8 protein-coding genes are annotated in these 7,847 nt (G+C 69.8%); 3 read left to right on the forward strand and 5 right to left on the reverse strand.

The window, feature by feature from the left end:
• Positions 1–3: 3 nt before the first annotated feature.
• Positions 4–1,200 carry a class I SAM-dependent rRNA methyltransferase gene (locus tag I0D00_RS13205; RefSeq protein WP_213640181.1) on the reverse strand — a complete coding sequence of 399 codons (1,197 nt, stop codon included), beginning with the start codon at positions 1,198–1,200 and terminating at the stop codon, positions 4–6.
• A 187-nt stretch (positions 1,201–1,387) separates the two neighbouring features.
• Here I0D00_RS13205 and I0D00_RS13210 point away from each other — a divergent pair, with 187 nt between their 5' ends.
• From I0D00_RS13210 to I0D00_RS13220, 3 genes are all read left to right on the forward strand, one after another.
• Positions 1,388–2,200, forward strand: coding sequence for an HDOD domain-containing protein (locus I0D00_RS13210; protein WP_213640283.1), 813 nt, complete (start codon positions 1,388–1,390; stop codon positions 2,198–2,200).
• Positions 2,201–2,278: 78 nt separating this feature from the next.
• Positions 2,279–3,091 carry a bifunctional DNA-formamidopyrimidine glycosylase/DNA-(apurinic or apyrimidinic site) lyase gene (gene mutM / locus I0D00_RS13215; protein WP_213640182.1) on the forward strand — a complete coding sequence of 271 codons (813 nt, stop codon included), beginning with the start codon at positions 2,279–2,281 and terminating at the stop codon, positions 3,089–3,091.
• A gap of 105 nt (positions 3,092–3,196) precedes the next feature.
• Positions 3,197–3,535 (forward strand): multidrug transporter, encoded by a 339-nt coding sequence (locus I0D00_RS13220; RefSeq protein ID WP_213640183.1) that lies wholly within the window; start codon positions 3,197–3,199, stop codon positions 3,533–3,535.
• A gap of 94 nt (positions 3,536–3,629) precedes the next feature.
• Here the strand turns inward: I0D00_RS13220 and ggt are convergent, their stop codons facing one another.
• The 4 genes from ggt to I0D00_RS13240 all read right to left on the reverse strand — a co-directional run.
• Entirely contained in the window at positions 3,630–5,324 is a 1,695-nt protein-coding gene (gene ggt, locus I0D00_RS13225) for a gamma-glutamyltransferase (protein WP_420850787.1), read from the reverse strand.
• A 3-nt stretch (positions 5,325–5,327) separates the two neighbouring features.
• Entirely contained in the window at positions 5,328–5,579 is a 252-nt protein-coding gene (locus I0D00_RS13230) for a YfhL family 4Fe-4S dicluster ferredoxin (protein WP_025163485.1), read from the reverse strand.
• 117 nt (positions 5,580–5,696) lie between these two features.
• The gene (gene coaD / locus I0D00_RS13235; protein WP_213640184.1) at positions 5,697–6,176 is read right to left on the reverse strand and encodes a pantetheine-phosphate adenylyltransferase; all 480 of its coding nucleotides are present in this window, start codon (positions 6,174–6,176) and stop codon (positions 5,697–5,699) included.
• Between the two features lie 119 nt (positions 6,177–6,295).
• The coding region (locus tag I0D00_RS13240; protein ID WP_213640185.1) for a GMC family oxidoreductase at positions 6,296–7,847 on the reverse strand (1,552 nt) is incomplete at its 5' end.

Below are 7,847 nucleotides of genomic sequence, written 5' to 3' on the forward strand. Positions count from 1 at the left end.
GGCTCAGCTGTTGGGCAGCAGGCGGCAGGTCAGGCTCTTGATGTAGCGGGTCTCGGCGATAGCCGGGTGCACCGGGTGATCCGGGCCCTGGGCGCCGCGTTCGAGCAGCTGGATGTTGCGGTCCAGGTGGCGCGCGCTGGTCAGCAGGATGTTCTGCAGGTCGTCTTCGGGCAGGTGCATGGAGCAGCTGGCGCTGACCAGGATGCCGTCCTTGCCCAGCAGGCGCATGGCCTGCTCGTTGAGGCGGCGGTAGGCGGCCTCGCCATTCTTGAGGTCTTTTTTCCGCTTGATAAAGGCGGGTGGGTCGGCGATCACCACGTCGAAGCGCTCCTCGGCGGCCTTGAGCTCCTTGAGCGCGGCGAACACGTCGCCTTCGACGCAGCTGACCCGCTCGGCGACGCCGTTGAGCGCGGCGTTGCGCTCCACGCCATCGAGGGCGAAGCCGGAGGCGTCCACGCAGAACACCTCGCTGGCGCCGAAGGCGGCGGCCTGCACGCCCCAGCCGCCGATGTAGCTGAACAGGTCGAGCACCCGCTTGCCCTCGACGTAGGGCGCCAGGCGCGCGCGGTTCATGCGGTGGTCGTAGAACCAGCCGGTCTTCTGCCCCTCGATCACCGGCGCCTCAAACTTCACCCCGTTCTCCTCCAGGGCGACCCATTCCGGCACCTGGCCGTAGGCGGTCTCGACGTAGCGCTCCAGGCCCTCGGCGTCGCGCGCTGCGGAGTCGTTCTTGAGCAGGATGCCGCTGGGCTTGAGCACCTGGATCAGGGCGGCGAGCACCTCGTCCTTGTGCCGTTCCATGGTGGCCGAGGCCAGCTGCACCACCAGGATGTCGAAGAAGCGGTCGACCACCAGGCCCGGCAGCAGGTCGGAGTCGCCGTACACCAGGCGGTAGCAGGGCTTGTCGAACAGGCGCTCGCGCAGGCTCAGGGCGACGTTGAGGCGGTGCACCAGCAGCGACTTGTCCAGCACATGCTTGACGTCCCGCGACAGTAGGCGCGCGCAGATCAGGTTGTTCGGGCTCAGCGCGACCACCCCCAGGGGCTTGCCGCCGGCGGCCTCGAGCAGCGCCTGGTCGCCCGCGGCGAAGCCGTGCAGCGGCGTGGCGGCGACGTCGATCTCGTTGCTGTAGACCCACAGGTGGCCGGCGCGCAGGCGTCGATCGGCATTGGCTTTCAGGCGCAGGCTGGGCAGGGACATGGGGGCTCTCCGGAAAAAGAGCGGGAGTATAACCCAGGCCAGTTCGCCTACGGTGCTCGCCGCGGGTGGCTGCACAGCGCAATGGACAATGGCTAAACTGTGCGCCTTCTCACTGTCCGATAAGTCGCCCGGCATGGCCCACGAACTCAGCGCGGAACAGATCCAACAGGTCCTGCAGGGCATCAGCGTGCCGCCGCAGCCACAGATCATGGTCGACCTGCAGATGGAGCAGGTCATGCCCCATCCGGACCTGCGTAACATCGCCCGCCTGATCGGCCAGGACCCGGGCCTGTCCGGGGCCCTGCTCAAGCTGGTCAATTCGCCGTTCTTCGGCCTGGCCAACCGCATCGCCTCGATCCAGCAGGCGGTCAACCTGCTCGGCTGCGATACGGTGATCAACCTGATCAACGCCCAGTCGATCAAGGGCGAGCTGAGCGACGAGACGATCGTCACCCTCAACCGTTTCTGGGACACCGCCCAGGACGTGGCCATGACCTGCCTGACCCTGGCCAAGCGCATCGGCTACCAGGCGCCGGACGAGGCCTACACCCTGGGCCTGTTCCACAACTGCGGCATTCCGCTGATGGTCAAGCGCTTCCCCGACTACATGATAGTGCTGGAGGAGGCCTACTACAGCGCCGGCGGCGAGTGCCGCGTGGTGGACACCGAGAACCGCCTGCTCAACACCAACCACGCGGTGGTCGGCTACTTCACCGCCAAGTCGTGGAACCTGCCGCTGCACCTGTGCGAGGCCATCGCCAGCCACCACAACGCGCTGTCGATCTTCAGCGACGACTCCGGCCGCGATGCCCAGCTCAAGACCCTGCTGGCGATCCTGAAGATGGCCGAGCACATCTGCCAGACCCACCTGACGCTCGGTAACCAGCCCGAGGATCACGAGTGGCAGAGCATCGAGCAGCTGGTGCTGGAGTATGTCGGCCTGTCCGAATACGACTTCGAGAACCTGCGCGAGAGCATTCGCGACCTCGGCGCCGGCTGACCCGCGAGGCGGGACCGGCCGAGGCATTGCTGCTAAGGTAGAGGCCCGCCTGTCCCGCCAACCGCCGACATATCCGCCATGCCCGAACTGCCCGAAGTCGAAACCACCCGCCGCGGCATCGCCCCCTACCTGGAGGGCCAGCGCGTCAGCCGGGTCATAGTGCGCGAACGCCGCCTGCGCTGGCCGATCCCCGAGGACCTCGACGTGCGCCTGTCCGGCCAGCGCATCGAATGCGTCGAGCGGCGCGCCAAGTACCTGCTGATCCGGGCCGAGAGCGGCAGCCTGATCAGCCACCTGGGCATGTCCGGCAGCCTGCGCCTGGTCGAGTGCGGCCTGCCGGCGGCCAAGCACGAGCACGTGGACATCGAGCTGGAATCGGGCCTGGCGCTGCGCTACACCGACCCGCGGCGCTTCGGTGCGCTGTTGTGGAGCCGCGATCCGCTGCAGCACGAACTGCTGGCCCGGCTCGGCCCTGAGCCCCTGACCGAGCTGTTCGGCGGCGAGCGCCTGTTCCAGCTGTCCCGCGGCCGGGCCATGGCGGTCAAGCCCTTCATCATGGACAACGCGGTGGTGGTGGGGGTGGGTAACATCTACGCCAGCGAAGCCCTGTTCGCCGCCGGCATCGACCCGCGCCGCGAGGCCGGTTCGATCTCCCGGGCGCGCTACCTGAAGCTGGCCGAGGCGATCAAGCGCATCCTCGCCCAGGCCATCGAGTGCGGCGGCACCACACTGCGCGACTTCGTCGGCGGCGATGGCCAGCCGGGCTACTTCCAGCAGGAGCTGTTCGTCTACGGTCGCGGCGGCGAATTCTGCAAGAATTGCGGCGGCACCCTGCGCGAGGTCAAGCTGGGCCAGCGTGCCAGCGTCTACTGCCCGCGCTGCCAGCGCTGAGCGGGCCCCGCGTCTTGCCTGGCGATTGACGGCCGTCACGCTGACAATTGCCGGAGCGCTGTTATAGTTACCCTCACTGCCTCCTAATAGCTGAAGGATCGCCCCATGAATCTGTTTCGCTCGACCGCCGCTGTCCTGGCACTGACCACTGGCCTGCTGGCGCTGCCGGCCCAGGCGGAAGTGATGCAGCAGAACGCCAGCGGTGACCCGCTCTATACGGCCAATGCGCCTAAGGGCTACGCGATGCTCGGCGACCTGCTGATTGCCCGCCCGCTGTTGATCGGCGCCACGGCGATAGGTGCGGTCGCCTTCGTCGTCAGCCTGCCGTTCACCGCCTTGGGCGGTAACATCGGTGAGGCCGGCGAGGCCCTGGTGGTGGAACCGGGCAAGGCGGCCTTCGTGCGTTGCCTGGGTTGCACCACCAGCGGCTACAAGCGCGACTGAACAGCGTCAGCGAGTTGCAGTAGAAAGCCGGCCCCGTTGCCGGCTTTTTTGTGGGCGCGTGACAGGCGGGCAAGCGCCCCCGGGGCGCGGGTTTCTAGGGGAAGGTCACGGCGGTGCCGATGCCGCGCGGGTCGCTGGCGGCCTCGACCCGCTTGTCCCGCTTGTCCCACAGCAGCACCTGCTGGTTGCCGTACTGGCGCCCCACCGCCTTGAGCCGGTGGCCGCGGGCTGCGAGGGCGGCGAGCTGTTGCGGGGCGAAGGCGCCGGGTTCGTGCTCGATCACATCCGGGCGGAACTGGTGATGGTAGCGCGGCACGGCGGGCCAGCGCGCGATGGGCTGGCCGTCCAGGTACTCGAGGATGGCCAGCAGCACCATGCTCGGGATACGGCTGCCGCCGGGGGTGCCGAAGCTGGCGAAGGCGTGCGGGCTCTCGAGGAAGGTCGGGCTCATGCTCGACAGCGGGCGCTTGCCGGCGGCGATGGCATTGGCCTGGCTGCCGGCCAGGCCGTAGGCGTTGGCGCCCTGCACGTCGGCGGCGAAGTCGTCCATCTCGTCGTTGAGCAGGACACCGGTGCCGGGCACGGTGAAGGCGGCGCCGAACGGCAGGTTGATCGACAGGGTGGCGGCCACCGCATTGCCGGCGGCGTCCAGCACGGTGAAATGGGTGGTGTGGTCGCCCTCGTGCCAGTCGCCGGCGGGCGGCAGGCTGCTGCTGGGGGTGGCCCGTTCGGCGTCGATGCTCGCCGCCAGCCGCGCGAGGTGGGCGGGGGCGAGCAGCTGCGCGGTCGGGTTGGCGACGAAGTCCGGGTCGCCGAGCAGGCCGCGGTCGCGGTAGGCGCGGCGCAGGGCCTCGACCACGAAATGGCTGCGTTGCGCGGCATCGGCCTGGCGCCAGGGCAGCCGCTGCAGCAGCAGCAGGCTCTGGCCCAGGGCCAGACCGCCGGCGGAGGGCGGCGGCGCACTGATCAGCTCGCGCTCGTCGGCGAGTGTCACGCGCAGGGGCTGGCGCTCCACGACCCGGTAATCGTCGAGATCGCGCTGCGACCAGATGCCGCCGGCGGCGCGCACGCCGCTCAGCAGGCGTGCCGCGGTGTCGCCGGCGTAGAAGCCGTCGTGGCCGTCGCGGGCCAGGTGTTCCAGGGTGCGGGCCAGCTCCGGTTGACGCAGCAGGCTCAGCTCTTCGGGAATCTCCCCCTCGTCGAGGAAGATGCGCGCGCTCTCGGGATCGTCGCGCAGGGCCGCCAGGCGCCAGCCAGCGCGCTCGCGGTAGACCCGGTCGATCGCCACGCCGTCGCGGGCCAGGCGAATGGCCGGGGCCAGGGAGTCGCGCAGCGGCAGGCGGCCGAAGCGCTGCGCCAGTTCCACCAGGGCGGCCGGCAGGCCGGGAATCGCCGCCGCCAGCGCGCCGTTGAGGGACAGCGCCGGCTGAACCTCGCCGTCGCGCCGATACAGGTCTGGGTGGGCGGCCAGGGGCGCCCGTTCGCGGGCGTCGAGGAAGCGGTAAGTCGGCCGCTCGCCGGCCTCGCGCAGCAGGAAGAAGCCGCCGCCGCCGAGCCCCGAGCCGTAGGGTTCGACCACCGCCAGGGCGGCGGCGATGGCCACGGCGGCGTCGAAGGCATTGCCGCCCCGCGCCAGGGTTTCCTGGCCGGCGACCGTGGCGGCGGGGTGGGCGCTGGCGATGGCGGCGCGCCCGGGCTGCCCGGCGGCCTGCACGCCGAGGGCGAGCAGCACGAGCAGCACGCCGGCGAGGGCGCGCCAGGCGAACGGGCCGCGGTTCGGGCGGCCCACCGGTCAGGCCTTGCCGGTGATGATCAGGTACTTCTCCATCAGCTCGTCCTTGCTCTCGACATGGTTCTCGTCGAGGGGGATGCAGTCCACCGGACAGACCTGCTGGCACTGCGGCTCGTCGTAGTGGCCGACGCATTCGGTGCACAGGTTCGGGTCGATCACGTAGATCTCCTCGCCCTGGGAGATCGCGCCGTTCGGGCACTCGGGCTCGCAGACGTCGCAGTTGATGCAGTCGTCGGTGATGATCAGGGACATTGAATAGGTGCTCCAGCCGAGGCCCGCAGCCGCGGCACTGTCAGACAACGATAGGCGGATTGTGCCGGATTGTCGGGCCGGGCGCCATGTGTCGAGGGACGCCCGGCGGCAGCTCGCCTAGGGCTTGAAGCGCTGGGCCAGGGCCTCGGCGACGGCCGGGTGGACGAACTTGGAGATGTCGCCGCCGAGGGCGGCGATCTCCCGCACCAGGGTCGAGGAGATGTAGGAGTACTTCTCCGACGGGGTGAGGAACAGGCTCTCCACGTCCGGCGCCAGCTGGCGGTTCATGTTGGCCAGCTGGAACTCGTACTCGAAGTCGGAGACCGCGCGCAGGCCGCGCAGGAAGGCGTTGGCGCCCTGTTCCCCGGCGAACTGCGCGAGCAGGCCGGAAAAGCCCATGACCTCGACGTTCGGCAGGTGCTTGGTGACTTCGCGGGCCAGGTGCACCCGCTGCTCGAGGGGAAACAGCGGGTTCTTCTTCGGGCTGGCCGCCACGGCGATGACCACGCTGTCGAACAACCGCGAGGCACGCTCGACCAGGTCGCCATGCCCCTTGGTGATGGGGTCGAAGGTGCCCGGGTATAACACTCGATTCATCGTGACGTCCTGACGCGGTCCGTTCGGGTGTCGGATGGTAGCGCAGCCGTCCATGACGGCCAAGTCACGCGCCACCGGCCTCGGGGCCGCGCCGCGCCGGCCCCAGGCTTGAGCCTAGCCTAGTGCGCGGGCGCATTCGCGCCGAGGCGCGCGGCCAGGCGTGTGGCCAGTTTCGCCGTGAGGCCGTAGATCGACAGCTGCGGGTTGGCACCGACGCTGGTGGGAAACAGCGAGCCGTCGTGGATCGACAGGTTGTCCAGCTGGTGGTGCCGGCCGAGGCTGTCGCAGACCGCCTGGCGCGGCTCCTCGCCCATGGCGCAGCCGCCCATCACGTGGGCGCTGCCCAGGCGGGTGCGGTACAGCGCCAGCGGCAGTTGCTCGATCAGCCGGCGCGCCTCGCCCAGGGTCCGCACATAGCCGGCGTCGGCATGCAGCGGCAGCACGGCCTTGGCGCCGGCGGCGAACTGGATCTCGGCCATGCTGTGGAAGGCCCGGCGCACGCCGTCCCAGCTGTAGTCGGTCATGCGGTAGTCGAGTACCGGACTGCCGTCGCCGCGCAGTTCCACCCGGCCTTCGGCGCTGTCCGGGTGGAAGCCGTCGCGCAGCAGCGCCAGCATCACGTTGGTGTGCGGCAACTGCTCCATGCGCAGGGCGTTGTCGATGCCGAAGCGGCCGAGCAGGGTGGCCGCCAGGGCCGGCTGCAGCGGCGGCACTTCCAGTTTGTAGGACTGGCGACCGGCGACGCCGTCGTCCCACTGGAACTGGTCGGAGTAGACCGACTGCGGCGCGCCGTAGAAGGGGTTCACCGGGCGCTCGAACTGGGCGGCGGAGAAGTTCACCAGGTGCAGGTAGGTGCGCTTGCCGGTGCGCTGGTGCGGGTCGGGGGCCTGCGAGCGCAGGAGGATGGCCGGGGTGTTGATGCCGCCGCCGGCGAGGACGTAATGCCGGGCCTCGACCCGGATCTTGCGGCCGTTGGGCGCCACGCCGCGGGCGTCCAGGCCCAGGCACTCGATGCCGGCGACCCGCTCGCCGTCGTGCAGCAGGCGTTCGGCCCGGGCCAGGTAGAGCAGCTCGCCGCCGCGCTCCAGGGTTGCCGGAATGCTGGTGACCAGCATCGACTGCTTGGCGTTGGTCGGGCAGCCCAGGCCGCAGTAACCGAGGTTCCAGCAGCCGCGCACGTTGCGCGGAATGATCTGCCAGTGGTAGCCGAGCTTGGCGCAGCCGGTGCGGATCACCTCGTTGTTGGGGTTCGGCGGGATGGCCCAGGGGGCGACGCCCAGGCGCCGCTCCATGCGCTCGAACCAGGGCGCCATGTCCGCCGGGCCGTGGCCCACGACGCCGTGCTCCCGGGCCCAGTGCTCCAGGGTCGGCTCCGGGGTGCGGAAGCTCGAGGTCCAGTTGACCAGGGTGGTGCCGCCCACGGCCCGGCCCTGGAGGATGGTGATGGCGCCGTCCTTGCTCATGCGTCCGACGCCTTCCTGGTAGAGGCTGGTGTAGGCCTCGCTCTCCTGCATCCTGAAGTCTGTGCTGGTCTTCAGCGGGCCTTCCTCGATCAGCAACACCTTGAAGCCGGCGGCGCTGAGGATTTCCGCGCTGGTGGCGCCGCCGGCGCCGCTGCCGACTATGGCGATATCGGCTTCCAGGGTCAGGTCCTGCTCCAGGCGCGAGCCG

This window comes from Pseudomonas lalucatii (assembly GCF_018398425.1).
Taxonomy (GTDB): Bacteria; Pseudomonadota; Gammaproteobacteria; order Pseudomonadales; family Pseudomonadaceae; genus Aquipseudomonas; species Aquipseudomonas lalucatii.

What these genes read in the sequence shown, in the direction of transcription:
- I0D00_RS13205 (WP_213640181.1), bottom strand. Translation starts at nt 1,200, where the DNA reads ATGTCCCTGCCCAGCCTGCGCCTGAAAGCCAATGCCGATCGACGCCTG.
- mutM (WP_213640182.1), top strand. Translation starts at nt 2,279, where the DNA reads ATGCCCGAACTGCCCGAAGTCGAAACCACCCGCCGCGGCATCGCCCCC.
- I0D00_RS13220 (WP_213640183.1), top strand. Translation starts at nt 3,197, where the DNA reads ATGAATCTGTTTCGCTCGACCGCCGCTGTCCTGGCACTGACCACTGGC.
- I0D00_RS13230 (WP_025163485.1), bottom strand. Translation starts at nt 5,579, where the DNA reads ATGTCCCTGATCATCACCGACGACTGCATCAACTGCGACGTCTGCGAG.
- coaD (WP_213640184.1), bottom strand. Translation starts at nt 6,176, where the DNA reads ATGAATCGAGTGTTATACCCGGGCACCTTCGACCCCATCACCAAGGGG.